Source organism: Streptomyces fodineus (genome assembly GCF_001735805.1).
GTDB lineage: Bacteria > Actinomycetota > Actinomycetes > Streptomycetales > Streptomycetaceae > Streptomyces > Streptomyces fodineus.
The window spans coordinates 5,557,760-5,581,931 of the sequence record NZ_CP017248.1; the positions used below are offsets into that span (position 1 = coordinate 5,557,760).

Annotated in this window: 22 protein-coding genes and 1 pseudogene; 16 read left to right on the forward strand and 7 right to left on the reverse strand. The window is 72.4% G+C overall.

What is annotated here, in order from left to right; all coding sequences use genetic code 11:
• Positions 1-134 precede the first annotated feature (134 nt).
• Positions 135-1,751, forward strand: coding sequence for a hypothetical protein (locus BFF78_RS23795; RefSeq protein ID WP_069780250.1), 1,617 nt, complete (start codon positions 135-137; stop codon positions 1,749-1,751).
• A gap of 27 nt (positions 1,752-1,778) precedes the next feature.
• On the opposite strand, the gene BFF78_RS23800 is transcribed toward BFF78_RS23795, so the two are convergent.
• A complete protein-coding gene (locus BFF78_RS23800; protein WP_165289378.1) occupies positions 1,779-3,101 on the reverse strand; it encodes an ABC transporter substrate-binding protein in 1,323 nt (440 codons plus the stop codon).
• A gap of 117 nt (positions 3,102-3,218) precedes the next feature.
• Here BFF78_RS23800 and BFF78_RS23805 point away from each other — a divergent pair, with 117 nt between their 5' ends.
• Complete coding sequence (locus BFF78_RS23805) at positions 3,219-3,719, forward strand: SCO4402 family protein (protein WP_069780251.1); 501 nt, start codon at positions 3,219-3,221, stop codon at positions 3,717-3,719.
• A 46-nt stretch (positions 3,720-3,765) separates the two neighbouring features.
• The gene (purU, locus tag BFF78_RS23810) at positions 3,766-4,647 is read left to right on the forward strand and encodes a formyltetrahydrofolate deformylase (protein WP_069780252.1); all 882 of its coding nucleotides are present in this window, start codon (positions 3,766-3,768) and stop codon (positions 4,645-4,647) included.
• 40 nt (positions 4,648-4,687) lie between these two features.
• Here the strand turns inward: purU and BFF78_RS23815 are convergent, their stop codons facing one another.
• Together BFF78_RS23815 and BFF78_RS23820 are read right to left on the reverse strand one after the other, a co-directional pair.
• Complete coding sequence (locus tag BFF78_RS23815) at positions 4,688-6,190, reverse strand: zf-HC2 domain-containing protein (RefSeq protein ID WP_227025918.1); 1,503 nt, start codon at positions 6,188-6,190, stop codon at positions 4,688-4,690.
• Positions 6,187-6,756, reverse strand: coding sequence for a sigma-70 family RNA polymerase sigma factor (locus BFF78_RS23820; RefSeq protein ID WP_069780253.1), 570 nt, complete (start codon positions 6,754-6,756; stop codon positions 6,187-6,189). Before BFF78_RS23820 ends, BFF78_RS23815 begins: the two co-directional genes overlap by 4 nt.
• 345 nt (positions 6,757-7,101) lie before the next feature.
• On the opposite strand from BFF78_RS23820, the gene BFF78_RS23825 reads away from it, so the two are divergent.
• The 3 genes and pseudogenes from BFF78_RS23825 to BFF78_RS48380 all read left to right on the forward strand — a co-directional run.
• Positions 7,102-7,482 carry an STAS domain-containing protein gene (locus tag BFF78_RS23825; protein ID WP_069780254.1) on the forward strand — a complete coding sequence of 127 codons (381 nt, stop codon included), beginning with the start codon at positions 7,102-7,104 and terminating at the stop codon, positions 7,480-7,482.
• Positions 7,483-7,647: 165 nt separating this feature from the next.
• Positions 7,648-8,160, forward strand: a complete 513-nt coding sequence (locus BFF78_RS23830; RefSeq protein WP_069780255.1) for an EF-hand domain-containing protein — start codon at positions 7,648-7,650, stop codon at positions 8,158-8,160.
• 58 nt (positions 8,161-8,218) lie between these two features.
• Positions 8,219-8,422, forward strand: a pseudogene (locus tag BFF78_RS48380) (DNA mismatch repair protein MutT); the annotation flags it as partial.
• 98 nt (positions 8,423-8,520) lie between these two features.
• Here the strand turns inward: BFF78_RS48380 and BFF78_RS23840 are convergent.
• Positions 8,521-10,029, reverse strand: coding sequence for a class I adenylate-forming enzyme family protein (locus BFF78_RS23840; protein ID WP_069780257.1), 1,509 nt, complete (start codon positions 10,027-10,029; stop codon positions 8,521-8,523).
• A gap of 91 nt (positions 10,030-10,120) precedes the next feature.
• Here BFF78_RS23840 and BFF78_RS23845 point away from each other — a divergent pair, with 91 nt between their 5' ends.
• The 4 genes from BFF78_RS23845 to BFF78_RS23860 all read left to right on the forward strand — a co-directional run bounded on the left by BFF78_RS23845 (position 10,121) and on the right by BFF78_RS23860 (position 14,443).
• Positions 10,121-11,317 carry an amidohydrolase family protein gene (locus BFF78_RS23845; RefSeq protein WP_069780258.1) on the forward strand — a complete coding sequence of 399 codons (1,197 nt, stop codon included), beginning with the start codon at positions 10,121-10,123 and terminating at the stop codon, positions 11,315-11,317.
• The gene (locus BFF78_RS23850; protein WP_069780259.1) at positions 11,317-12,450 is read left to right on the forward strand and encodes an acyl-CoA dehydrogenase family protein; all 1,134 of its coding nucleotides are present in this window, start codon (positions 11,317-11,319) and stop codon (positions 12,448-12,450) included. The genes BFF78_RS23845 and BFF78_RS23850 overlap by 1 nt, the downstream gene beginning before the upstream one ends.
• 2 nt (positions 12,451-12,452) lie before the next feature.
• Entirely contained in the window at positions 12,453-13,391 is a 939-nt protein-coding gene (locus BFF78_RS23855) for an acyl-CoA dehydrogenase family protein (protein WP_069780260.1), read from the forward strand.
• 551 nt (positions 13,392-13,942) lie between these two features.
• Positions 13,943-14,443, forward strand: a complete 501-nt coding sequence (locus BFF78_RS23860; protein ID WP_069780261.1) for an ATP-binding protein — start codon at positions 13,943-13,945, stop codon at positions 14,441-14,443.
• A 265-nt stretch (positions 14,444-14,708) separates the two neighbouring features.
• Here the strand turns inward: BFF78_RS23860 and BFF78_RS23865 are convergent, their stop codons facing one another.
• Positions 14,709-15,635 carry a cyclase family protein gene (locus BFF78_RS23865; protein ID WP_069780262.1) on the reverse strand — a complete coding sequence of 309 codons (927 nt, stop codon included), beginning with the start codon at positions 15,633-15,635 and terminating at the stop codon, positions 14,709-14,711.
• Between the two features lie 86 nt (positions 15,636-15,721).
• Here BFF78_RS23865 and BFF78_RS23870 point away from each other — a divergent pair, with 86 nt between their 5' ends.
• The 3 genes from BFF78_RS23870 to BFF78_RS23880 all read left to right on the forward strand — a co-directional run bounded on the left by BFF78_RS23870 (position 15,722) and on the right by BFF78_RS23880 (position 18,933).
• Positions 15,722-16,633 (forward strand): SDR family NAD(P)-dependent oxidoreductase, encoded by a 912-nt coding sequence (locus BFF78_RS23870; protein WP_069780263.1) that lies wholly within the window; start codon positions 15,722-15,724, stop codon positions 16,631-16,633.
• Positions 16,634-16,732: 99 nt separating this feature from the next.
• Complete coding sequence (locus BFF78_RS23875; protein WP_069780264.1) at positions 16,733-17,881, forward strand: acyl-CoA dehydrogenase family protein; 1,149 nt, start codon at positions 16,733-16,735, stop codon at positions 17,879-17,881.
• Positions 17,881-18,933 (forward strand): Zn-dependent alcohol dehydrogenase, encoded by a 1,053-nt coding sequence (locus tag BFF78_RS23880; RefSeq protein WP_069780265.1) that lies wholly within the window; start codon positions 17,881-17,883, stop codon positions 18,931-18,933. Before BFF78_RS23875 ends, BFF78_RS23880 begins: the two co-directional genes overlap by 1 nt.
• Here the strand turns inward: BFF78_RS23880 and BFF78_RS23885 are convergent.
• On the reverse strand, positions 18,923-19,948 hold the full coding sequence (locus tag BFF78_RS23885) for a GlxA family transcriptional regulator (RefSeq protein ID WP_227025919.1): 1,026 nt from the start codon (positions 19,946-19,948) through the stop codon (positions 18,923-18,925). The two genes, BFF78_RS23880 and BFF78_RS23885, sit on opposite strands and share 11 nt — an antisense overlap.
• Before the next feature lie 71 nt (positions 19,949-20,019).
• Between BFF78_RS23885 and BFF78_RS23890 the strand changes: the two genes are divergently transcribed.
• Both BFF78_RS23890 and BFF78_RS23895 read left to right on the forward strand, forming a co-directional pair.
• Positions 20,020-21,330: an MFS transporter gene (locus BFF78_RS23890; protein ID WP_193433525.1), complete on the forward strand. Its 1,311-nt coding sequence runs from the start codon at positions 20,020-20,022 to the stop codon at positions 21,328-21,330.
• Positions 21,331-21,429: 99 nt separating this feature from the next.
• A complete protein-coding gene (locus BFF78_RS23895) occupies positions 21,430-22,557 on the forward strand; it encodes a methyltransferase (protein ID WP_069780267.1) in 1,128 nt (375 codons plus the stop codon).
• Positions 22,558-22,574: 17 nt separating this feature from the next.
• On the opposite strand, the gene BFF78_RS23900 is transcribed toward BFF78_RS23895, so the two are convergent.
• Positions 22,575-23,168: a flavin reductase family protein gene (locus BFF78_RS23900; RefSeq protein WP_069780268.1), complete on the reverse strand. Its 594-nt coding sequence runs from the start codon at positions 23,166-23,168 to the stop codon at positions 22,575-22,577.
• 83 nt (positions 23,169-23,251) lie between these two features.
• Here BFF78_RS23900 and BFF78_RS23905 point away from each other — a divergent pair, with 83 nt between their 5' ends.
• Positions 23,252-24,169: a hypothetical protein gene (locus BFF78_RS23905; RefSeq protein ID WP_079161444.1), complete on the forward strand. Its 918-nt coding sequence runs from the start codon at positions 23,252-23,254 to the stop codon at positions 24,167-24,169.
• Positions 24,170-24,172: the final 3 nt, after the last annotated feature.

Below are 24,172 nucleotides of genomic sequence, written 5' to 3' on the forward strand. Positions count from 1 at the left end.
GCAGCGCCCCGCGGGACGGTTTTGTTACGGCTGTCACAGGGAAAAAGATCGCGCCCTGAGCTGCATGGCACCCGGCTCGGGGGACCCGGTAGCGTGAGCCCGATTCACAAGGTCCCCCATTAGTAGGAGTCCCGGTGACGCAGAGTGGACAGGGCGAGGAGCCCTCGGCGCGGCCCGCGCGCGAAGGCATCGTGCTGCCCTCCGACGGAGGCGAGCCCTTGCTGCCGGGCATGTCCGGTGCGCCCGCCCCCGCCGCCCCGGCAGGCGGGCAGGCCTGGGGCGGCTCGTGGGGGCCCGAGCAGCAGGCGCCCCGGCCGGACCAGGGCTGGCCCCCCGCGGCGGCCCAGCAGTGGCACACCGAGGACGCCCCGCACCAGCAGCCGCCCGCCGCGAACCCCGGCCCGCTGCCGCCGGAGGGCGCCCCGGCTCCGTCGTACGGCGGCGGCTACGACGCCGGTCGGCAGCCGGGATACGGCACGGCACCCGAGCCGTACCACCAGCGGCACCAGCAGCCTCAGCAGTACCCGCAGCAGCCGGCCGGCGCCGCGCCGCTTCCGCCGGCCGTGCCGGACGCGTACCCGGCCGCGGGCGCCCCGCTGCCCCCGGCGGCCGACGGCGCCGGCCCGCACATACCGCCCCTCCCGCCCGGCCCGGCCGGCGAGGGCGCGACGCAGTACATCCCGCCGGTGCAGGCGGCCCGGGCCGACGGCGCCACGCAGTACATCCCGCCGGTCCCGGCCGCCCCCGCCGACGAGGGCGCGACCCAGTACATCCCGCCGGTGGCGTCCGGCGCGCTGCCGCCCGAGACGAGCGGCGAGGAGACCCGCTACCTCGGCCAGACGCCCCGGCAGCAGCCCGCGCCCGCCCCGTCCGACGCGGAGGCCACGCAGTTCATCCCGCCGTACGCCGCACAGGCACAGCAACCCTCGGACGGCTTCGACCACCTCTTCCGCGGTGGCCCGGCGGGCGGTGACGGCCCGGCCGGCTCCACCCAGCAGCTGCCGAAGATCCAGCAGCAGGACGCCTACCCCGGCGCGCCGCGGCCGTCGTACAACGCGCAGCAGCCCTCCTACGGCACGCGCCAGCCGTCGTACGAACCCGCGCACGACGACGGGCCCCGGACCCGCTCGCGGGTGCCGCTGATCGCCGCGATCGGGGTCGGCATCGTCGTCATCGGCGTGGGCGTGGGCGCGCTGCTCAGCGGCGGGGGTGGCAGTGACCCGGGCAACGACGGCAAGACGGTCGCGGCCACGTCCGCGGCCCCCGGCCAGGGCTCCGGGGCGGCGGGCGCCGACCCGGCCCGGCAGCAGGCGGTCGAACTGGACAAGCTGCTCGCCGACAGCGGCAGCAGCCGCGCCTCGGTGATCAAGGCGGTGGCCGACGTCAAGGGGTGCGACAACCTCGACCAGGCCGGCTCCGACCTGCGCGACGCGGCCAGGCAGCGAGGCGACCTGGTCACCCGGCTGGGCAAGCTGTCGGTCGACAAGCTGCCGGCCAACGGCGAGCTCACCGCCGCGCTGACCCGTGCCTGGCAGGCGTCCGCCTCGGCCGACAACCACTACGCGGCCTGGGCCGACCAGGCCAAGAACCACAAGGTGTGCCGCAAGGGCCACGCCCGCCCCACGGGCGAGACCCAGGCCGGCAACCGGGCGAGCGGCACCGCCAGCGCGCAGAAGGTGAAGGCGGCGGCGCTGTGGAACGCGATCGCGCAGAAGTACGGCCTGACCAAGCGCGAGCCCACCCAGCTGTGACGGGCCCGGGGGACGCGCCGGCGGGCATCACTGCACGTCGGCGCTCTCCAGCGTCTGGGTCATGTCGGTGGTCCCGTTGAGGCCGCCGACGCCCCTGCGGGCCGCGACCAGCTTGCCGTCCTGGACGACCTGGAGGGTGACGTCGGCGTTCACCATCCGCGGGAAGCCGACCGAGGCGAGCTTGCCCGAGTAGGGCCAGCGCAGGGGCGGGGTGAGGCCGCCGGTGGAGACCTGCAGGCCGCCGTCGAGGGTGTGCCGCACGCTGTCCGCGGTCACGTCGCCACTGCCGATCTTGTCCAGGACGGCCTTCAGCACGGTGTAGGCGATCCAGGTGGTCTGCACTCCGGCGTCCGCGGGGTCGATGCGGTTGTCGCCGAAGGCCTCCTCGTTGATCACCTTCTTCATCTGGTCCCAGCGCGCGTCGGACGCCGGCGGATACCAGCCGGTGATGTACGCCCCCTCGTACGGCCCAGACGCCCCGCCCGTGGCGTTGATCACGGTCTGGTCGACGCTGCCGAGCACGGTCCCGAGCCGTACCGCGGGGAAGTTCTCGCGGGCCCGCCGGAAGGAGTCCATGAAGGTGTCGGTGTGGTCCCCGAGCGCGGGGACCACGCAGCCCTTCTTCGTCGCGCCCGTGGTGGCGCTGCGCAGGGCCCGGTCGGCCTGGTCGACGTACTCGGTGGAGTCCTCCGCGGCGAGCTGGTCGTCCGCCTTCGCGTGCCCGCCCGCCTTCAGCCCGGAGCCGAGCAGCACGGGCAGCTCGTCGCCGGCGATCGTGTCGGGGCGGACCAGGGAGATGTTGCCGCAGGTGGAGAGGGCCTTGCCGAGACCGGCCAGCAGCGCGGGCTGCCCGCCGTTGACCGGGTACGACAGCTGGCCGGTGAACTCGTCGTTGGTGACGCCGTAGCCGCCGATGTAGGGGATGCCGGCGCCTTCCAGCGGGGCGGAGTAGGAGTCGGTGAACTGGCTGTAGGAGCCGACCACCGCGACCACGTTCTCGTCGGCCGCGTACCGGGCGCACTTGGCGGCGCCCACGCTGTCGTTGTGGTCGTTGCAGGTCAGGACCTTGAGCTTGCGGCCGTTGACACCGCCGTGCGCGTTGATCCACTTGGCGTAGGCGTAGGCCATCGCGGGCATGCCGGGCTTGTTGGTGGTGCCGGTGTCCTGCGGGGCCCAGGTCATCACCTTGATCGGGTCATCCCCGGAGCCCCCCGTGGCACCGGGGATGACGCCGCATCCGGCGGTGAGCGACGCACAGAGGGCCACGGCGCCGGCGGTCAGCGCGGTGGCTCTGCCGGGGCGGAGGGGCGAATGGAGGAAGGTACGAAAAGTGCGTCGCCTACCGGTCATGTGCACGCACGATTCCCTCACACGACGAACCGGCGAGTGACCCTGAGTCAACGAATGGTGACATCGAGGTGAATTGCAGGGGCTGGTGAGACGGATGTGACAGGGAACGTACGATCGATGACCGTGCAAGGTTCGGAGAACTCTTCCCGTCGTGGCCGTCGCTCCTCCACCATGGGCGGCATGCCCCTAAGCGACATGCCGTGGTGGCGCTGGCGCAGCAATGTGCGCTCGGCGCTGCACATGCTCTCCGACCCGGTGTTCCAGCGGGACGTCTGGCTGGCCGGCGTGGACGGCTACGGCGACGTCACCGACGCCGTCTACCGGCTGGTGGAGGACACCTGGCTGGACAACTGGTCCGCGGAGAAATACGTCGGCACGATATTCCGCGACTCGCAGGAGGCGGCGCTCGTGGACACCGCCGTACTGCGGGTGCTGCGGATCGTGCACCAGGTCGGCCCGGACGCGCCGGTCGCCGCGTACCTCGACCACCAGGGGTGGCCGGACGCGGTGCGGGCGGCGCGGGACGCGCACGTCCGCCTCGCGGCGAGCGACGGCGACGACCCCGACACGCCGCCGCAGAGTCTGGAAGTGCTGCGGATCATGACCAGGTCCGCGTAGCGGACGACAGCGCCGGGGGCGGCCCGGACATGAGAACCTGTGGTGCATGAACGAGCAGTCCGAGGCCGCCGCCGCACCGGCCGACCAGTACGTCCTCACCCTCTCCTGCCCCGACAAGCAGGGCATCGTGCACGCCGTGTCGAGCTATCTCTTCATGACCGGCTGCAACATCGAGGACAGCCAGCAGTTCGGCGACCACGACACGGGTCTGTTCTTCATGCGCGTCCACTTCTCGGCCGAGCCGCCGGTGACGGTGGAGAAGCTGCGGGCGAGCTTCGCCGCGATCGGTGACTCCTTCCACATGGACTGGCAGATCAACCGGGCCGACGCGAGGATGCGGATCCTGCTGATGGTCAGCAAGTTCGGGCACTGCCTGAACGACCTGCTGTTCCGGGCCCGGATCGGTGCGCTGCCGGTGGAGATCGTCGGCGTGGTCTCGAACCACACCGACTTCGAGGAGCTGGTGGGCTCCTACAACATTCCCTTCCACCACATTCCGGTCACGAAGGACACGAAGGCCGAATCCGAGGCGAAGCTGCTGGGGATCGTGCGCGAGGAGGGCGTCGAACTGGTCGTCCTCGCCCGCTATATGCAGGTCCTCTCGGACGACCTGTGCAAGCAGCTCAGCGGCCGGATCATCAACATTCACCACTCCTTCCTGCCGAGCTTCAAGGGCGCGAAGCCGTATCACCAGGCGCACGCCCGGGGGGTCAAGCTGATCGGGGCGACCGCGCACTATGTGACCGCCGACCTGGACGAGGGGCCGATCATCGAGCAGGAGGTCGAGCGGGTCGGGCACGATGTGACGCCGGATCAGCTGGTGGCGATCGGCCGTGACGTGGAGTGCCAGGCGCTGGCCCGGGCGGTGAAGTGGCATGCGGAGCGGCGCATTCTGCTCAATGGCCGACGTACGGTGGTGTTCGCCTAGGAGCCCCGGGGGCTCGCCGCAACCCACCCCAACAGTCGGCCTACAGCCGGCTCAGCCCCGCCGTGGCGAACAGCACGTCCCTGATCGCGTCCCGGTCCCCGAGCTGCCCCACCGCGGCCTCCTCCGGCGAGACCCGGCCGGCGGCCAAGCGGCAGAACTCCACGCCGTCCAGCGCCACATGGGCCACCTCGAGAGCGGCGGAGCCCACCGCCGCCGGTGAGTCCAGCGGGATCAGCCACTCGCCGCCCGCCGCGCCCTCGATCTCCAGCCGCAGGCTGCGGCCGGGTTCGCCGGCCAGGCCGAGGTGGCGGCCGCGAGCCGGGGACGCCAGCCCGGTCCGGCGGCGCGTGGCCAGCGCGGTGGGCAGCATGCGGGCCGCGAGGTCGATCATCTTGTTCAGGTGGCGCGGCGCGGGCGGCGGGTAGGGATAGTCCACCGCGTCCGCGATGTCCTCGGCGTGCACCCAGCACTCGAAGGCCCGGTCCAGCATCGCGTCGTGCAGCGGCAGCTCGAAGTCGCCGTAGGACACCGACAGTCCGCCCGGGTGGCCGCCCGTGAAGGACACCGTCCGCACCAGGCTGTGGCTCTGCTCCCGCCAGGGCCCGCGCAACGATCGGGTCGGCGGGAAGTGGGAGCTCCGCCAGAACGCCTCGGTGCGCTCGGCCGGGCCCACGGCGTCCTGCTCCGCCGCCCCCGCGGCCGCTGCCAACGGGTCGTCCAGGCCGAGCGCGACCGCCACCAGCCCGTCCACGGACAGCAGGTGCGCGATCACCCCGGCCACGGTCGTACGCCGGCTCTTCGCTCTGTCGGCCTCGAACCACCGCAGCCGCACCGGCGCATGCCACTCCGCGTCCCCGAAGTCCTGCAGCAGGGCGTCCAGACGCGCGGTCTCGGCGTCGTACGCCGCCGCCCACTTCGGGACCGGGATGCGCGGCGGGCGGCGCTCCAGGCAGTTCTCCAGGACGCGGGTGCGCAGCCCCGGATCCAGGTCGAGGCTCTCCGGCTGGTGCAGCAGGCCGACCGCCTCGCGCAGCCGGCGGGCCTCGTCGGCGCAGCTGCCGCACGAGCCCAGGTGGTCCTCGACGGCCGCCGTCTCCGCCGCCGAGCAGGCGGCCAGCGCCCAGGCGCCGAGGAGCGATTTCAGGACGTCGTGCGGCAGGTCGAGCGGCATGGGCGCGAGGTCGCCCAGGTCGGCGGGGCCGGGCAGCGGCAGCCCGCCGTCCTCGACGGAGGCGCGGGGTGTGGGTATGCGCGGCGGCCGGTTGGGCTCGGACCCGTCGCTCTCGGGCGGGTCCTGCCCCGAGCCGCCGCCGTCGCCCGCGCCGGCGTGACCGTCGTCACTCCGGCCGTCGCGACTCCCGCCGCCGGCCCCGACGTACCCGCCGACGCCGCCGTACCCCTCGCGCGGCTCCTCGCCTCCCCGCCCCTCACGTCCCCCATGGTGTTCCCCATGTTCCCCATGGCCCTCATGTTGCTCATGTCGATCAGGGCGCTCATGGCCCTCGTGCTCGCCCTGTGCCTCGAACCGTCCGGCGCCGTTCACACCGCACCCCCGTGTCCCGGCGGTGTCCCGGCGTCGTGGGCGGTGGAGAGCAGCTGCAGGCCGAGGCGGAGCCGGCGGCGGGCCTCGTCCTCGGTGACGCCGAGGTCGACGGCGGTCTGGTGGTAGTCGCGGCGCTGGAAGTAGGCCAGGTCGAGGGCGGCGCGCAGCGGGGCGGGCATGGAGTGGACGATGTAGTCGGCGCGGGCGGCGACGGAGGCGCGGCGGACCGTGCGCTCCAGATCCGCCAGGGAGCCGCCACCCTGCGGCAGCGCGGCGGTCTCGCTGTCGCGCAGCCGCTCCACGGCGAGCCGGTGGGTCACCCCGGCGACCCAGGTGCGCAGGGGGCCCTTCTTGGGGTCGTAGGTCTCGGGGTGTTCCCAGAGGTGGGCGAAGACCTCGCGGGTGAGGGTGTCGGCGGCCTTCTCGTCGCCGAGGACGCGGTGGGCGAGGCCGTGCACCAGTGAGGCGAAGCGGTCGTACAGCTCGCCCAGGGCGGCGGCCTCACCGCGGGCCAGCCGCTGCTGCATCCTGCGGTCCCAGCGGGGCGGTACGTCCTTCGCTGCCATGCGGTCCCCTCCCCTCACCCTGTCCGGTCCGGTCCGGTCCGTCCAGCGTCTCTGCACCGTCTCCCCGAATGTAGTCGGCACCTCTGACAGTGCACGCCCCTTTGTGTCAATGCGCGCCCCCCGAAGCGCCGCAGGTGATAGTGCCCCCTTTACATAACCTTCACACGATCGGCGTGCATCTCTGATCGAACGGGATCGATAGTGACCGAAATAAGCTCCTTGTCGATCACGTCTAGTTTGATGCCCGACGTTTCAGGGAACGGCCGCTGGGCAGCCGCTGCGGAAGCAAGCGTAGGAACTGCTTCCGTTTCCGGGCGGTTCCGGGAGTTCGGCGAGCGGAGGGGCATGGCCGTGGCATTCAACGTGACCGGCGTCGAGCGGGACGGGTGGGCCGTACTCCGGGTGTCCGGGGAACTGGACCTGATGACCTCGCCGGTCCTGCGCCAACGTGTGCACGACGTCGTCGCCGAGGGGCACCACAGTCTCGTCGTGGACCTCTCCGACGTGTTCTTCTGCGACTCCAGCGGCGTCGGTGTCCTCGTCGCCGCCCGCAGACTGATCCGCTCCTGTCAGGGCCGGCTCCGGCTCATCCTGCCCGACCGGGGTGCCGACGACGGCTCCCACGTCAACCGGGTCCTCGGCGCGCTGGGCGTGCGCCGGCTCTTCGACGTACGCCCCGACCTCGAGGCCGCGACGACGGACGAGGCGGGCCCGCTCTCCGCCTGAACGACGGGCCGGCCTTCGCGACAAGACCACATTCTTGTCGCAGAATTCCCCCGGTCTTGGCACAACCGCCGGATTCCCGCCATCCGCCTGCCACCCGCGTCGTACGCTCCCTGCCAGGTCAGTCATGCACCCGTACGACGCACAGGTAAGGCGGTCGGAACAGACATGGTCAGCACCGAGTACGAGCGCAGGATCGCCACCCGGTTCGCCAGCTTCGACCAGGACGGCAACGGCTGGATCGACCGCGAGGACTTCAGCGCGGCGGCCAAGGCGCTCCTCGCCGAGTTCGACGTGACGGCCCGCTCCGACAAGGGGCAGGCGTTGTACGCCGGCGCGGAAGCCTTCTGGCAGGGCATGGCCGGTATCGCGGACCGCGACGGCGACCAGCGCATCACGCGCGAGGAGTTCGTCACCGGCGCGGTCAAGCGCCTGCGCGACAACCCCGGACGCTTCGCCGAGATCGCCCGCCCCTTCCTGCACGCGGCCCTCGCGGTGGCGGACACCGACGCCGACGGCCGCATCACGGTCACCGACACCGCCCGCGTCCTGCGCGTCCTCCATGTCCCGGAGGAGGTCGCCCGGACGGCCGCCGCCGCACTGGACACCGACGGAGACGGCCTGGTGGGCGAGCCGGAGATCGTCCCGGCCCTCGCGCGCTACTTCACGGTGCCCGAATAGTTCGTCGTCCCTTGCCGCGTTTCCGGTGCGACCAGGCCGACGCATTCACCGAGCGCCACTGCCCGGCGGCGCCTTGGAGATGACCGACTCGCTCCCAGGAGCCGCCGTCCGCGAGGTTGGCGGACAGCTCGTGATCTCCCATGAGTCTACGGAGCTGCGATTCGTTCCGGCGGAGGATCTGGCCAGGCTGCCCATGCCCCACACCCAGCGGCTACGGCTTCAACACTTTCTGGAACATCGCGAGCAGCCTTACCTCGGCTGATTTCGGGAACCAGCGGAGAGCGTGATCTCGGATGAGGCCGGTAGGCGGTACCCGCTCCGCCCCAGGTAGCCGGAAACGAGGCAGGCCGCCCGAGCAGCCTAAGGAACCGGCCTGGAAAACCACTCCCGCAGCTTGTACTTCAACACCTTCCGCAAGGTGTCGTTCCGTGGAAGCTCCTCCACCACCTCCACCCGTTCCGGCAGCTTGTGCACGGAAAGGCCTGAGGAGCGCAGGTACGAGACCACGTCCGGCAAAGTCAACTCGGGGGCACTCGGCGGCTGTTCGATGACCGCGCAGACCAGTTCGCCGCGGTCGGCGTCCGGGAGGCCGATCACCGCCGCGTCCGTGACCGCCGGATGTGCGGCGAGCAGGTCCTCGATCTCCTTGGCCGAGATGTTCTCGCCCTTGCGGATGATCACGTCCTTCAGGCGGCCGGTGAGGACCAGGTGGCCGGAGGCCGTCACATGGCCCAGGTCGCCGGTGCGGAGGAAGCCGTCGGGGTCGAAGGCGGCGGCCGTCTGGCCGGGGTCCAGGTAGCCCTGGCAGACGGCCTCGCCGCGGAGTCTTATCTCGCCGTCGACGATCCGGATCTCCATGCCGGCCGGGGGGCGGCCCTCGGTCGTGGCCAGGTTCTCCGGGGTGTCCCGGGGGTCGCCCATGGTGATCATCGGGACCTCGGTCATGCCGTAGCCGTGGGTGAGCTGGACGTTCATCTCGCGGACCACGGAGTGGTAGACCTCGGGGGGCTTGGGCGCGCCGCCGCCCGCGAGCAGGCGCAGGGTGGGGATCACCTTCTCGCCCGGCTGTTTGCGCTGCTCGGCCAGGAACATGGAGTAGAAGGCCGTGGAGCCGCCGGCCACCGTCACCTCGTGCCGCCGGTACTCCGCCAGCGCGCCCGGCAGTGCGAAGTGCTCGAACATCACCGCCGGGAAGCCGTACAGCAGGAGCATCACCAGGTAGTCCGGGCCGCCTATGTGGGCGTACGGGAAGGCGATCGAGCCCACATCGTCGGCCGTCAGCCTCAGCGCGTGCGCCAGGCAGGAACCGCCGGCGATCAGGGAGCGGTCGGTGTGCAGTACGCCCTTGGGGTCGGAGGTGGTCCCCGAGGTCCAGTAGATCCAGCGGACCGAGGTGCCCTCGGCGGGGGGAGCGGGCAGGACGGACGGGTCGCCGTCGGGGAGGGCGTCGTACGCCTCGAAGATGCCCTTCGCGCCGAGGTGGCGGGCCATCTGCGTGTGGTCGTGGCCCCGCCACACGCCCGGCACCGCGAAGAACTCCGCCTTCGACTCCCTGAGGGCGAAGCCGACCTCCCGGTCCCGGTAGAAGGGGATCACCGGGGACTGTACGGCGCCCAGGCGGGCCAGCGCGAAGGACAGCAGGGCGGTCTCGATACGGGTGGGCAGCTGCCAGGCGACCACCGTGCCGGGGCGCACGCCCGTGGCGTACAGGCCTGCCGCCACCCGCTCGGCACGGATGCGCAGCTCGCCGAAGGTGAGGGTGCGGTCCTGCTGGAGCAGGACGGGGCGGTCGGGAGTGAGCGCCGCGCGGCGGGCGAGGAGGTCCCACAGCGTGGGAGCGGAACTCAGGGAGTGCGGGGTCTCGTTCACGTGTGCCCCCTGACCGACTTGGCTGACGAACCGTCAGGTGCCATGCTATCTGACGCACCATCAGATGACTGCTGTCCGGCGGAGGGGAATCATGGCGAGCGAACTGCCCCGCATCATCAGCGTCGACGACCACGTGATCGAGCCGGCCCACCTCTTCGAGACCTGGCTGCCGGCCAGGTACCGGGACCGCGGGCCCAAGCCGCTGACCGCCGGGATCGGTGAACTGGCCTACGTCGGCGGGAAGTACCAGATCACCATGGACCCCGCGGGCCAGCCGACGGACTGGTGGATCTACGAGGACCTGAAGTTCCCGTACAAGCGCAACATCGCCGCCGTCGGCTTCGACCGGGACGAGATGACCCTGGAGGGGATCACCCGCGAGCAGATGCGGCCGGGGTGCTGGGATCCCGTCGAGCGCCTCAAGGACATGGACCTCAACCACGTCGAGGCCAGCCTCTGCTTCCCGACCTTCCCCCGCTTCTGCGGGCAGACCTTCGCCGAGGCGCACGACAAGGAGGTCGCCCTCGCCTGTGTGCGCGCCTACAACGACTGGATGGTCGAGGAGTGGTGCGGGGACAGCGGGGGACGGCTGATCCCGCTGTGCCTGATTCCGCTGTGGGACGTCGAACTGGCGGTCGCCGAGATCCGGCGCAACGCCGGACGCGGGGTGCGGGCGGTGACCTTCTCCGAGATCCCCACCCACCTCGGGCTGCCCTCCATCCACTCCGGCTACTGGGACCCGTTCTTCGCGGTCTGCCAGGAGACCGGAACCGTCGTCAACATGCACATCGGCAGCAGCTCCCAGATGCCGGCCGCCTCCCCGGACGCCCCGCCCGCCGTCCAGGCCTCGCTGAGCTTCAACAACGCGATGGCCTCGATGATGGACTACCTCTTCAGCGGGGTCCTGGTGAAGTTCCCGCGGCTCAAACTCGCCTACTCCGAGGGCCAGATGGGCTGGGTGCCGTACGCCCTGGAACGCGCCGACGACGTGTGGGCGGAGCACCGCGCCTGGGGCGGGGTGCGGGACCTGATCCCCGAGCCGCCGTCGACGTACTACTACCGGCAGATCTTCTGCTGCTTCTTCCGCGACAAGCACGGAGTCGCGTCGCTGGACGTGGTCGGGCGCGACAACGCCACCTTCGAGACCGACTACCCGCACGTCGACTCGACCTTCCCGCACACCAAGGAGGTCGCCCTCGACCATGTGAAGGGCCTGGACGACGAGACCGTCCACAAGCTGATGCGGGGCAACGCCATCCGCATGCTCGGCCTGGACCTGGACCGGTAGTGGAGCTGTCGTACTCGCCGCAGGAGGAGGAGTTCCGGGCCCGGCTGCGGGAGTGGCTCGCCAAGGTGCTGCCCACGCTGCCGCCGAAGCCGTCCCCCGGAGACTGGCCCGCGCGCCGGGCGTACGACCTGGGCTGGCAACGGATGCTGTACGACGCCGGGTACGCCGACGTGCACTGGGACGCCTCGCCGACCACCCGGCTGATCTTCCTGGAGGAGACCGAGCGCGCCGGGGCGCCCTATGTGGGGGCGAACTTCGTCGGCCTGCTGCACGCCGGTCCCACCATCGCCGCCGAGGGCACCCCCGCACAGCGGGCACGCTGGCTGCCACCGGTCCTGCGGGGCGAGGAGGTGTGGTGCCAGGGGTTCAGCGAGCCCGGCGCCGGCTCCGACCTCGCCGCGCTGCGCACGCGCGCGTGGCGGGACGGCGACGACTACGTGGTCACCGGGTCCAAGATCTGGACCTCGCACGCCGAGGTCGCCGACTGGTGCGAACTGCTGGTCCGCACCGACCCGCAGGCACCCAGGCACCGGGGCATCACCTGGCTGGCCCTGCCCATGGACGCCGACGGCGTCACCGTACGGCCGCTCGGCACGCTCGCCGGGTCCGCGGAGTTCGCCGAGGTGTTCCTCGACGAGGTCCGGGTGCCGGCCGCGAACCGGGTCGGGGCGGAGAACGACGGCTGGCGCGTGACCATGGTGACCCTGTCCTTCGAGCGCGGCACGGCCTTCGTCGGCGAGGTGGTGGCCTGCCGCCGGGTGCTGACCGAACTGGCCTCCGCGGCACGGGAGAACGGCCGCTGGGACGATCCCGTACTACGGCGCCGGCTCGGCCGTCTGGAGGCGGAGTTCCGGGCACTGTGGCGGCTGACCCAGTGGAACGTGAGCGAGGCGGAGGCGAGCGGCGGGGTGCCCGGCGTCGGCGGCTCGGTCTTCAAACTCCGTTACTCACACGCCCGCCAGGACCTGTACGACACCGCAGCCGACGTACTCGGCCCGGCCGCCCTCGACCTGGACCAGTCGTGGGTCCTCGACCGCCTGTCGTCCCTGTCCTACACCATCGCCGCCGGCACCTCACAGATCCAGCGCAACATCGTGGCCGAGCGGATCCTGGGGCTGCCGAAGGGAAGATGAGCGTGCGTTTTCAACTCAGCGACGATCAGCGTGCGTTGAAGGCCGGCGTGCGGGAGCTGCTGGATGGGCGGTTCGGGCGGGTGGCGTTGCGGGCGGCCGTCGACGCGCCGGGGCGGCTGGACCGGGAGCTGTGGCGGGCGCTCGGCGACGCGGGGTTCTTCGCCCTGCGCCTGCCCGAGGCGGACGGCGGGGTCGGGCTGGGGCTGCCGGAGGCGGTGCTGGTCTTCGAGGAGGCGGGACGGGCGCTGCTCCCCGGCCCGCTCGTGGCCACCCACCTCGCGGCCGGGAGCGTGCCGGGCGCCGCCACCGGGGAGACGGTGGTGACCGCCGTCGACGGGGAATTGGTGGAGTGGCTGGACGCGGCGGACGTGGTGTCCGGGGACGCCTCGGACGCCGTCCCGCTGCGCTCGGTGGACCCGCTGACGCCGCTGCACCGGATCCCCGCGGCCTGCGCCGCGGCGGCACCCGGCCGGCGCCGGCGTGAGACCCGACCCGCGGCCCGCGCCGGCACCGGCGCCGCAGGTCCGGACGGCTGCCTGGCCGGTCTCCTCACCGCCGCCGAGCAACTCGGCACCGCCGTACGCGTGCAGGAACTCGCCGTGCAACACGCCCGGACCCGCGAGCAGTTCGGGCAGCCCATCGGTGCCTTCCAGGCGGTCAAGCACCTGTGCGCGGACCTCCTGGTACGCGCCGAAACCGCACGCGTCGCCGTCTACGCCGCCGCCGTCACCGGCGACGCGGCCGACATCGCCGCCGCCCGCCTGCTCGCCGACGAGGCCGCCGTACGCGGCGCCCGGGACTGCCTTCAGGTGCACGGCGGCATGGGGTTCACCTGGGAAGCGGATGTGCATCTGCACCTGAAACGGGCCTGGGTCAGGGCCCGACGTGCGGGCGGGAGTACGGAGAGTGAGGAACTCCTCGCCGGGCGACTCGTGGTCTGACGCGTCGGCGGCGCCCTGGACTGCGTCGGCGAAAGCCTTGGCCCACGATGTCGCGGATCGTGGCACACCGGTATCACGGAGCGTCGATACCTGGTTGTGTCCTTCGCGGGACTCGTCGCGACCCGGAGTCGGGCGTCCGCTCCGGTACCTTGTGTGGGATGCGAGTGGCTGCGAGCACGAGCCGGGCCGGCGATGCCTATGGGGCGGTGCCGGGTCGCGCGGTGCGCGTCGCTGCTCGCGGGGCGGTAGCGGCTTCGGCCGTCGCCTGTTCGACTCCCCGGCACGAGCGTCGCACAGTATGCCTCAGGCGTACTCCTTCGCGCTGGAATATGCCCGAAGCGCTTGTTGGGGTGACTGTACGTCAACCATGCTGTCGCGTAAGGGGATCACGTTCCGTGACCCTTGCTCTGGCCGTTGTTCTGGCCATGCAGAAAATGGCTACGATCGTGGCCCTCGTGATCGTCGCCGCGGCTTCGGCAGTCGCGTCGGCCGGGTGGCGCGGGGTCATGTGTCCGCCGGTTCGGATGGTGTGAGCGGTGCAGGTGCTTCAAGTGCAGCTGGAGATCCGGCCCGATCCCACGGAGGTGGGGCGGGCGAGGCGGTGGGCCCGCTCGCGGCTGCCCGGGCTGGGGATAGCGGCCGACGAGCCGCTGGCCGAGACCCTGATCCTGCTCGTGTCCGAGCTGGTGACCAACGCGGTGGTGCACACCGGCCACACGGCCGTGCTGCGGCTCTCCCTGCCGGCCGAAGCGACCGAGGAGGCCGAGAGATCCGAGCAGGCGCCGGAGCCCGCGGTGGCCACGGTGCGCGTCGAGGTGGCCGACGGCAGCTCCCGCGCCCCCGTGCCGCGTTGCGCCGGCAGTGACGCCACCGGGGGTCGCGGTCTGGCCCTCGTGGACTGCCTGGCCGATCGCTGGGGCTGGAGCCCGGAAGGTGCCGGCAAGAGCATCTGGTGCGAACTGGACCGCTGTTCGAAGCCCCGGGAGAGCGCGGGGATGGCGTACGGGGGCGGTCTGTCCGCGTACGAGGGTCTCGCCTTCGAGGCGGTGTAGTACCCGGCGCGGTGGTGCGCCGGGGATGCATCCGTGCGCGGGTGCCGCGAACAGGGCTTACGTAACAAATACCCGTACCGGCGTTGACGACCCGTGACCGCCTGAACACGCTTGTGGGCGACGATTCGCCGCGAGGGGACGGCGAGGGCCGGGGAGACGGCGGGCCCTCGCCGAGTGTGGGTCGCACCCGGTGGGCGGCGCGTGCGCACGACGGTGGGGGAGGGCGCGCCGCCGGCCGGACCAGGGCCGCGTCGGGCGAGGACTCTCAGAGAACGGCCACGGGCGCCACGGGCGTTCCCGTCGCGCCGACGAACGGCTCGGGCATCGCCGACAGCAGGAACGCGTACCGCCCCTCTTCTCCACAGGCTGTGGACAACTCTTCGAGATTCCAGTTCTGCCCCTGGAGCATCCCCATCTCCACCAGGTCCAGGGCGTGCACGGGCAACCACAGATTCTCCGACTCGGGAGGAAATATCTCAAAAGTGAGCGTGTCGTTGGCGACCGCCGCCACATCGCGCGCGTGGAACCACTCGGGCGTACGGACGGACAGCCCCGGCGACGGATAGCCGTACCCGTGCTTGTCCCCGGCCAGATACACCTGCACCTGCCCGGTCCGCACCAGCACGATGTCCCCGGCCCGCACCCGGATCCCGCCGAACTCCTCGGCCCGCTCCAGATCCTCCGGCGTGACCGCGTGGCCCCCCGGCAGCCGGTCCACGCCACGCGCGCGTGCCACGTCCAGCAGCACCCCGCGCGAGACGATGTGCCGCGCCTTGTCGATCCCGCCGAACTCGGCGCCGCCGTGCGCGGTCACCGTGCGGGCCGGGCGGCCGTTGTAGAGCCGCCCGGAGTGCGAGACATGGGTGAGCGCGTCCCAGTGGGTGCCCGCCTGCAGGCCCATGGTCACCGCGTCGTCGCTGCACGCCACCGTGCCCGGCCCGAACAGCTCCTGGTTGATCTGCACCATCACGTGCAGCGGATTGACGCGGCCGGGGATCATGCCGGTCTGCACCCCGTCCTCCCGCAGGGGGAGGGCGAGGGGGATGCGGCGGCCGGTGCGGATCTCGGCGGCGGCCTCGCGTACGACGGTGTCCGTGATCAGGTTGAGGGTGCCGATCTCGTCGTCCGCCCCCCAGCGCCCCCAGTTGTTCACGCGCCCCGCGATCTCGTGGAACTCCTCCGGCAGTGCCATCCGGTACCTCCCCGGGGCTTGTGTCCGCGCGTCCGGCGCGCCATAGAATCTAACGGACCGTCAGAAACCGCGGGAAGGGGCCGGGCGTGGGGAACTTCTTGGCAGGAAAGGCCGTCGCCGTGACGGGCGCCGGACGGGGCATCGGCCGGGCGGTCGCGCGGGCGGCTGCCGCCGAGGGGGCGAAGGTCGTCGTCAACGACTACGGCGTCGCCGTGGACGGCGCCTCGCCCACCAGCGAGGTCGCCGAGGCCGTCGTCAAGGAGATCGAGGCGGCGGGCGGGGAGGCGGTCGCGGTCGCCGACGACATCTCCACCATGGCGGGCGGGCAACGGGTCGTCGACACGGCCCTGTCGGCGTACGGCCGGCTCGACGGCGTCGTGTGCGTGGCCGGGATCCTGCGCGAGCGGATGCTGTTCAACATGACCGAGGAGGAGTGGGACCCCGTGGTCGCCACCCATCTCAAGGGCACCTTCACCGTCTTCCGGGCGGCGTCCGCGGTGATGCGGAAGCAGCGCTCCGGCACCCTGATCGGCTTCACCAGCGGCAACCACCAGGGGTCGGTGTCCCAGGCCAACTACAGCGCGGCCAAGGGCGGGATCATCTCGCTCGTCCGCAGCGCCGCTCTCGGCCTGCACAAGTACGGGGTGACCGCGAACGCGGTGGCGCCGGTGGCCCGTACGCGGATGTCGGCGAACGTGCCCATGGAGCTGGCGGAGATCGGCGAGCCGGAGGACGTGGCCGCGCTGGTGGTGTACCTGCTGTCCGACGGGGCCGCCGCGCAGGGCATCACCGGGCAGGTGTACACCGTCGCCGGGCCGAAGATCGCGGTGTGGGCACAGCCGCGGGAACTCCGTTCGCTCTACGGGGAGGGGGGCTGGACGCCGGAGCGGATCGCGGAGCTGCTGCCGGGGGCGGTGGGGGTGGATCCGATGCCGATGCTGTCCCAGCTCTCGGCGATGGAGTCTGCGGCGCGTACTGGTTCTCGGCCGAACGCCTAAGAGCTCGGGGTGCGTTGTTGCCTGGCGGCTGCGGGTGCGTTGTGGTTGCTCGCGCAGTTCCCCGCGCCCCTGCCGGGGCGCTCAAGCTGAGGGAGCTTCATGGATTTCGGGTTCAGTCACGAAGACGAAGAGTTTCGCGCCGAGGCCCGTGCCTGGCTGGCCGGCAATGCCAACCTGACCACGGACAGGCGTACCTGGGAACGCGCTCTCGGCGCGGCCGGCTGGATCGGGCTGGGCTGGGCGGAGTCGGGATACGGGAACCGCACGGCCACCCTCACCCAGCAGGTCGCCTGGGCCGAGGAGTACGCACGGTCGGCCGCGCCCCCGCGCTCCGGGCACATCGGTGAGAACCTGCTCGCCCCCACCCTCATCGCCCATGGCACCGACGAGCAGAAGGCCCGCTTCCTGCCGCCGGTCGCGGCCGGCGAGGAGCTGTGGTGCCAGGGCTACAGCGAGCCCGGCGCGGGGTCGGACCTGGCGGGAGTGCGCACGGTGGCCGTACGGGAGGGGGACGGTTACCGGATCACCGGGCAGAAGATCTGGACCTCGCTGGCCCACGAGGCCGACTGGTGCTTCGTGCTGGCCCGGACCGACCCGGACTCCGGGCGTCATCACGGACTCAGCTTCCTGCTCGTCCCCATGGACCAGCCCGGCCGTATCGAGGTCCGCCCCATCCGGCAGCTGACCGGCACCAGCGACTTCAACGAGGTCTTCTTCGACGGCGCCCACGCGCGCGTGGAGCACGTCGTGGGAGGGGAAGGGCGGGGGTGGCCGGTGGCGATGAGCCTGCTCGGGTTCGAGCGCGGGGTGTCCACGCTTGCCCAGCAGATCGGGTTCGCCGAGGAGTTGGCGGGTGTCGTGCGGGTCGCCGTGGAGACGGGGGCCGTAGCGGATCCCGTCGTACGCGAGCGGCTCGTACGGCAGTGGGCCGAGCTGCGGACCATGCGCCGGCACGCCCTGCGCACCCTCGGCGGCTCGGCCGACCCCGGCGCGCCCAGCGTGGCCAAGCTGCTGTGGGCCGGTTGGCATCAGCGGCTGGGCGAGCTGGCGATGCGGGTCAGGGGCGCGTCGGCCACGGTGGGGCCCGAGGACTGGTCGCCGTCGGCGCCGTACGGGCTCGACGCCGACCAGCACCTGTTCCTCTTCTCCCGGGCCGACACCATCTACGGCGGCTCGGACCAGGTCCAGCGCACGATCATCGCCGAGCGCGTGCTCGGTCTGCCCAGAGAGCCCAAGGGGGCCGTGTGATGCGTGGTGTGGTGTTCGACGGCGAGCAGGTCCAGGTGGTGGACGACCTGGCGGTACGGCAGCCGGGGCCCGGCGAGGTGCTGGTGGCGATCGCGGCGGCGGGGCTGTGCCACAGCGACCTGTCCGTGGTGGACGGCACCATTCCGTTCCCGGTGCCGGTGGTGCTGGGGCACGAGGGCGCCGGGGTGGTGGAGGCGGTCGGCGCGGGCGTCACCCATGTCGCGCCCGGCGACCATGTGGCGCTGTCCACGCTCGCCAACTGCGGCACGTGCGCGGAGTGCGACCGGGGCCGGCCGACGATGTGCCGGCAGGCGATCGGGCGGCCGGGGAAGCCGTTCACGCGGGGCACGGCGGGGCCGGTGCACCAGTTCGCCTCCAACTCCGCCTTCGCCGAGCGCACGGTCGTCAAGGCCGTACAGGCGGTGCGGATCCCCAAGGACATCCCCCTGGAGTCGGCCGCGCTGATCGGGTGCGGGGTGCTGACGGGAGTGGGGGCCGTGCTGAACCGGGCCCGCGTGGACCACGGGGACAGCGTCGTCGTCATCGGGACCGGCGGGATCGGGCTGAACGTGCTGCAGGGCGCGCGGCTCGCGGGCGCGCTCAGGATCGTCGCCGTGGACGCCAACCCGGCCAAGGAGGAGGTGGCCCGGCAGTTCGGTGCCACCGACTTCCTGACCTCGGCGCAGGGCGTGCGGGACCTGCTGCCCACGGGCGCCGACCACGCCTTCGAGTGCGTCGGCCGGGTGGAGCTGATCCGGCAGGCGATCGACCTCCTCGACCGCCACGGACAGGCGATCCTGCTCGGCGTCCCCCCGGCCACGGCCGAGGCGTCCTTCCTCGTCTCCTCCCTCTACCTGGACAAGTCCGTCCTCGGCTGCCGCTACGGCTCCTCGCGCCCCCAGCGGGACATCGCCCTGTACGCCGAGCTGTACCGCCAACGCCGCCTGCTGCTCGACGAGTTGGTGACGGCGGTCTATCCGGTGGAGGACTTCGACAAGGCCCGCGCGGACGCGGAGGCGGGGCGGGTGGCGCGGGCGGTGCTCACGTTCTGACGGCGGCCCTGAACGTCCGGCGATAGGCGGTCGGTGTCACCCCGAGCGCCTGCTGCAGATGCTGGCGCATCGACTGGGCCGTGCCGAAGCCCGCCTCGCGGGCCACCTGGTCGACGGACAGGTCGGTGGTCTCCAGCAGATGGCGGGCGCGTTCGACGCGCTGCTGGGTGAGCCACTGGCCGGGGCTGACCCCGGCCTCCTCGCGGAACCGGCGGGTAAAGGTGCGCACCGACATGGCCTCCTGCTCGGCCAGGTCCCGCAGTTGGATCGGCTCGTGCAGGCGGCCCAGCGCCCAGGCGCGGGCCGCGCTCGTCGTGGCCAGCTGCGGGTCGGGGACCGGGCGGTGGATGTACTGGGCCTGGCCGCCGTCGCGGTGCGGCGGTACGACCGTGCGCCGGGCGACGTCGTTGGCGACGGCCGCACCGAAGTCGCGGCGCACCATGTGCAGGCACAGGTCGATCCCGGCGGCCACCCCCGCCGAGGTCAGCACATCGCCGTCGTCGATGAACAGCACGTCCGCGTCCACCTCGACCCGCGGGAACATCCGCTGGAAGCGCTCGGCGTCGGCCCAGTGCGTGGTCGCCGGGCGGCCGTCGAGGTATCCGGCGGCGGCGAGGACGTACACACCGGTGCAGATGGAGGCCAGCCGGGTGCCGGGGCGGACGCGGTCGAGCGCGGCGGCCAGTTCGTCGGTGAGCCGGCCCTCGTCGAAGACCGGGCCGAGCTCGTACGAGGCCGGGACGATCACCGTGTCGGCGTCGGCCAGCGCCTCGGGGCCGTTGGGGACGTGCACGGCGAAGTCGGCGTCGGTCTCGACCGGGCCGGGCGGCCGCACCGAGCAGGTCACGACCTCGTACAGATGCCGGCCGTGCTCGTCCTTCGGGCGGCCGAAGATGCGGTGCGGGATGCCCAGCTCGAAGGGGAGCAGGCCGTCGAGGGCGAGGACGACGATCCGGTGCGGACGGAAACCCCCGGATTCTTCGGCGACAGCGGCCATGGCCCGATCGACACTCATGGCCCGATCCTAGCGAATGCTGGCCCTCGGGCCACTCGATGTGCGTTCATGCAAAAAGCACGCTGTAGGACGTGACTCAGACAAGCCCAGCCGCAGCCCCCGTCCAGGCCACCCCGCCCGCCCGGCACCACCGGATTCACCGCGCCTGGTTCGTCGCCGCCGTCACCTTCGTCACGATCATCGGCGCGGCCGCCTTCCGCTCCCTGCCCGGCCTGCTCATCGACCCGCTGCACCAGGAGTTCGGCTGGTCGCGCGGCACGATCGGCGCGGCCGTCTCCATCAACCTCGCGCTCTACGGCCTCACCGCCCCCTTCGCCGCCGCGCTGATGGACCGCTTCGGTATCCGCCGGGTGGTCGCGGTCGCGCTGACGGTGATCTCGCTCGGCTCGGGGCTGACCGTGTGGATGACGGCGGCCTGGCAGCTGTGGCTGTGCTGGGGCCTGCTGGTCGGTCTCGGCTCCGGCTCGATGGCGCTGGCCTTCGCCGCGACGGTCACCAACCGGTGGTTCACCGAGCGGCGCGGCCTGGTCAGCGGCATCCTCACCGCCGCCTCCGCCTCCGGCCAGCTGATCTTCCTGCCGGTGCTGTCCTGGCTGGCCGAACACCACGGCTGGCGCCCGGCCGCCGTGACGGTCGCCCTGGCCGCGCTCGCCGTCGTCCCGTTCGTGTGGCTCCTGCTGCGCGACCACCCCGCGGACATCGGCCAGAAGCCGTACGGCGCCGCCGAGTTCATACCCAAGCCCCCGCCGGTCACGGGCGCGGCCCGCCGCACCCTGAACGTCCTGTCCACCTCCGTGCGCACCGGCACCTTCTGGCTGCTCGCCGGCACCTTCGCGATCTGCGGCGCCTCCACCAACGGGCTGATCCAGACCCACTTCGTGCCCGCCGAACACGACCACGGCATGCCCGTGACGACGGCGGCGTCGCTGCTCGCGGTCATCGGCGTGTTCGACGTGGCCGGCACGATCGCCTCCGGCTGGTTCACCGACCGCTTCGAACCCCGCCGTCTGCTGGCTGTCTACTACGCCCTGCGCGGCCTGTCCCTGCTCTTCCTCCCGATGCTGCTGGGCCCCGCCGTCCACCCCCCGATGCTCTTCTTCATCGTCTTCTACGGCCTCGACTGGGTGGCCACCGTCCCGCCGACCCTCGCCCTGTGCCGCGAGAGTTACGGCGAGGACAGCGCCATCGTCTTCGGCTGGGTGCTCGCCTCCCACCAGGTCGGCGCGGCCCTCGTCGCCTACCTCGGCGGCCTCGCCCGCGATGTCTTCGGCTCCTACGACCTGGTCTGGTACGCCTCCGGCACGCTGTGCGCGGCGGCGGCGCTGATGTCCCTGGTGATCCGCCGGCCGACGCCGACGGTCCCGATGGCCGCAGTATCCTGAACTCACGTACTCGGAAAGGGAGATGGATGACACTCGGCATGGTCCTCGGCGACGCGTTCCTCGCGCCCGCCCACGAAGGAACCTTCCGAGGAGCATGCCGTGTCCCTGGTCCACTGGACCGAGAACGAACCCCTGTCCGCCCGCTGGCACTCTGAGAGCGGATTTCCGCCGCCCCGCCGAGTGATCGTCGCCGACGACCGCATCAGCGCCGCCACCGCGTATCGCCTCGCCTGCGAGGGCACCGCGCTGCTGTGGCGGGGCGACTACCACGGAGCCCGCCGACTGCTGGCGGCACTGTCCCGCCGTACCGACCGCAAGGCACCGGGCCCGGCGCCGACCATGGCCGAAACCTTCCACGCACAACGCCGCTTCCGCGCCCACCGGTCCCGCGTGCTGTCCCGCCTCCTGGTCCTCCTGGAGCCGGACCACACCCTGGCCCTGCGCCGCGCCCCGCACGTCCGCCAGGCCTGCACCGAGGCCTACGGCCCCCCGACCGGCCCCACCCTGATCCCGCTCCGCGACCTGTTGGGCGCACTCGGCGCCCAGCAGTGGCGCAGCAAGGGCGTCACCGTCCCGGCCCTGGGCGCCGCCCGTATCCACCCGCACTACGGCGTCTTCGCCCCGGTGCGCGGCGAGTACGTCGACCTGGTGGCGCAAGCGCCGCTGCCCACCGCCTCCGCGACCCTGGCCCCCACCGCCTTCGACCTGGGCACCGGTACCGGCGTGCTGGCCGCCGTCCTGGCCCGGCGCGGGGTGCGCCGCGTCATCGCGACGGACCTCAGCCCCCGGGCCCGCGCCTGCGCCCGGGACAACGTCAGCCGCCTGGGACTCGCGGACCGGGTCACGGTCACCGGCCCGGAGCTGTACCCGCCCGGCCGGGCCGCGCTCATCGTCTGCAACCCGCCCTGGCTCCCGGGCCGCCCGGCCTCCACGCTCGACCAGGCCGTGTACGACCCCGGCGGCGCCATGCTGCACGCCTTCCTTGCGGGCCTGCCCGCGCATCTCGAACCCGGCGGCGAGGGCTGGCTGATCCTCTCCGACCTGGCCGAACACCTGGGCCTGCGCACCCGCACGGAACTGCTCGGGACGATCGAGCAGGCGGGACTGAAGATCCTGTCCCGCACGGACACCCGCCCCCGTCACCCACGCGCGACCGACCCGAGCGACCCCTTGCACACGGCGCGCGCGGCGGAGGTGACGTCGCTGTGGCGGCTGGCGCCCAGGTGAGCCGTACGGGCTGACGCCTAGCAGCTGATCCGGGCGAACCGCCCCCGATGAAACAGCAGCGGCTCGCCCGGCTCCCCGGCGCCGAGGGCGGCCACCCGGCCCACGACGATCAGGTGGTCGCCCCCGGTGTGCACGGCGTGCACGGTGCAGTCGATCCAGGCGGCGGCACCGGCCAGCCGGGGCGAGCCGGACATGGGTGCCGGGTCGTGGGCGACCCCCGCGAACTTGTCCGCGCCGCTCACGGCGAAGGCCCGGCACAGTTCGGCCTGGTCCGCGCCGAGTACGTTGACGCAGAAGACGCCCGCGCGGGCGATGCGCGGCCAGGTGGCCGACGTACGGCCCACCATGAAGCAGACGAGGGGCGGTTCGAGGGAGAGGGAGGCGAAGGACTGGCAGGCGAAGCCGGCGGGGCCCGGCTCGCCGTCGGCGGCCGGTGCCGTGATCACGGTCACGCCGCTCGCGAAGCTCCCCAGCACCCGCCGGAACTCATCCGGCTCCACCGGAGCCCGCTCGTCCTCGCGCACGCACCGCAGCTCCGGCCGCGGCAACGGCTCCACGGGCCCCGGCCCCAGATACCGGACGGCGGCGGCCGCCGCCCCTGCGTGTCCCATCACGCCATCCATTGAAGCTGACGGAGCGTCAGATAGGAAGCCTGACGGCGCACCCGTGTACGGGCACTTCATAGGGTGCGGCCATGGGGTGGGAGAACACGCGTGAGTGGGCCCGGGCCGGCCGGTCCCTGCGCAGCGACCTGGCGGCGGCGATCCCGGTGAACGCGGCGCAGCTGCCGACGGCCGGCCTGCTGTGGTGGATCTGGAGCACGAGCCAGGACCAGTACGAGACCGGCTACGGCGGCGCCTTCGGGATCCTCTGCCTGCTGATGTTCGCCCCGCTGCTGCTGCCGTTCCTCGGCCTGCTGCTCTCCGCCGTGCTGACGCTGCCCGCGGCCGTGCTCGCCCGCGCGGCGTTCCGGCGGTTCGGCGGGCCGGAGTGGTCCCGGCGCGTGCTCGGGGCCGCGGCCACGGCCGTCGGCTGGGGCGCGGTGACCGCGGCCCTCTTGCACTGGCCGTTCGTCAGCACGGCCTCGGTCCTCACCGCCCTCGGCCTGCTGCCCGCGCTCGGCATGGCCTACGTCCGCACGCGTTCCTGGTCGCGGTGGGGCTTGTGGTGGCGCTCGGCACTCGTGTGCGCCGGCCTCTTCACCCTGGCCCTCGGCGGCGGGCTCGCGGCCTGTGCGACCGGTTTGATGCCGCAGTACGAGCCGCCCGATCTGACCCGCGCCCAACTCACCGGCGTCTGGCGCGGCGACGACGGCGCCGAGCTCCGCCTCACCCGCGACGGGCGGGCCGAAGCCCACAGGCTGCCCACCGAAGCCAACGACGACGGGACGGTCCCGGACGGCAAGGACCACGGCCTCTGCGCGGGCACCGGCACCTGGGAGCGCGGCGAGGACGACGCCCATCGCCCCGCCGTCCTCCTCCACCTCGACACCGGCTGCGGCCTCGACACCCACTGGTCCGTCAGCGGCACCAAGGCCGCCCCTCAGCTGTTCGCGCACCTCGGCGACCCGGACGCGGGCGTGGTCCGCGTCCTCGACCGCACCGGCGACTGACCC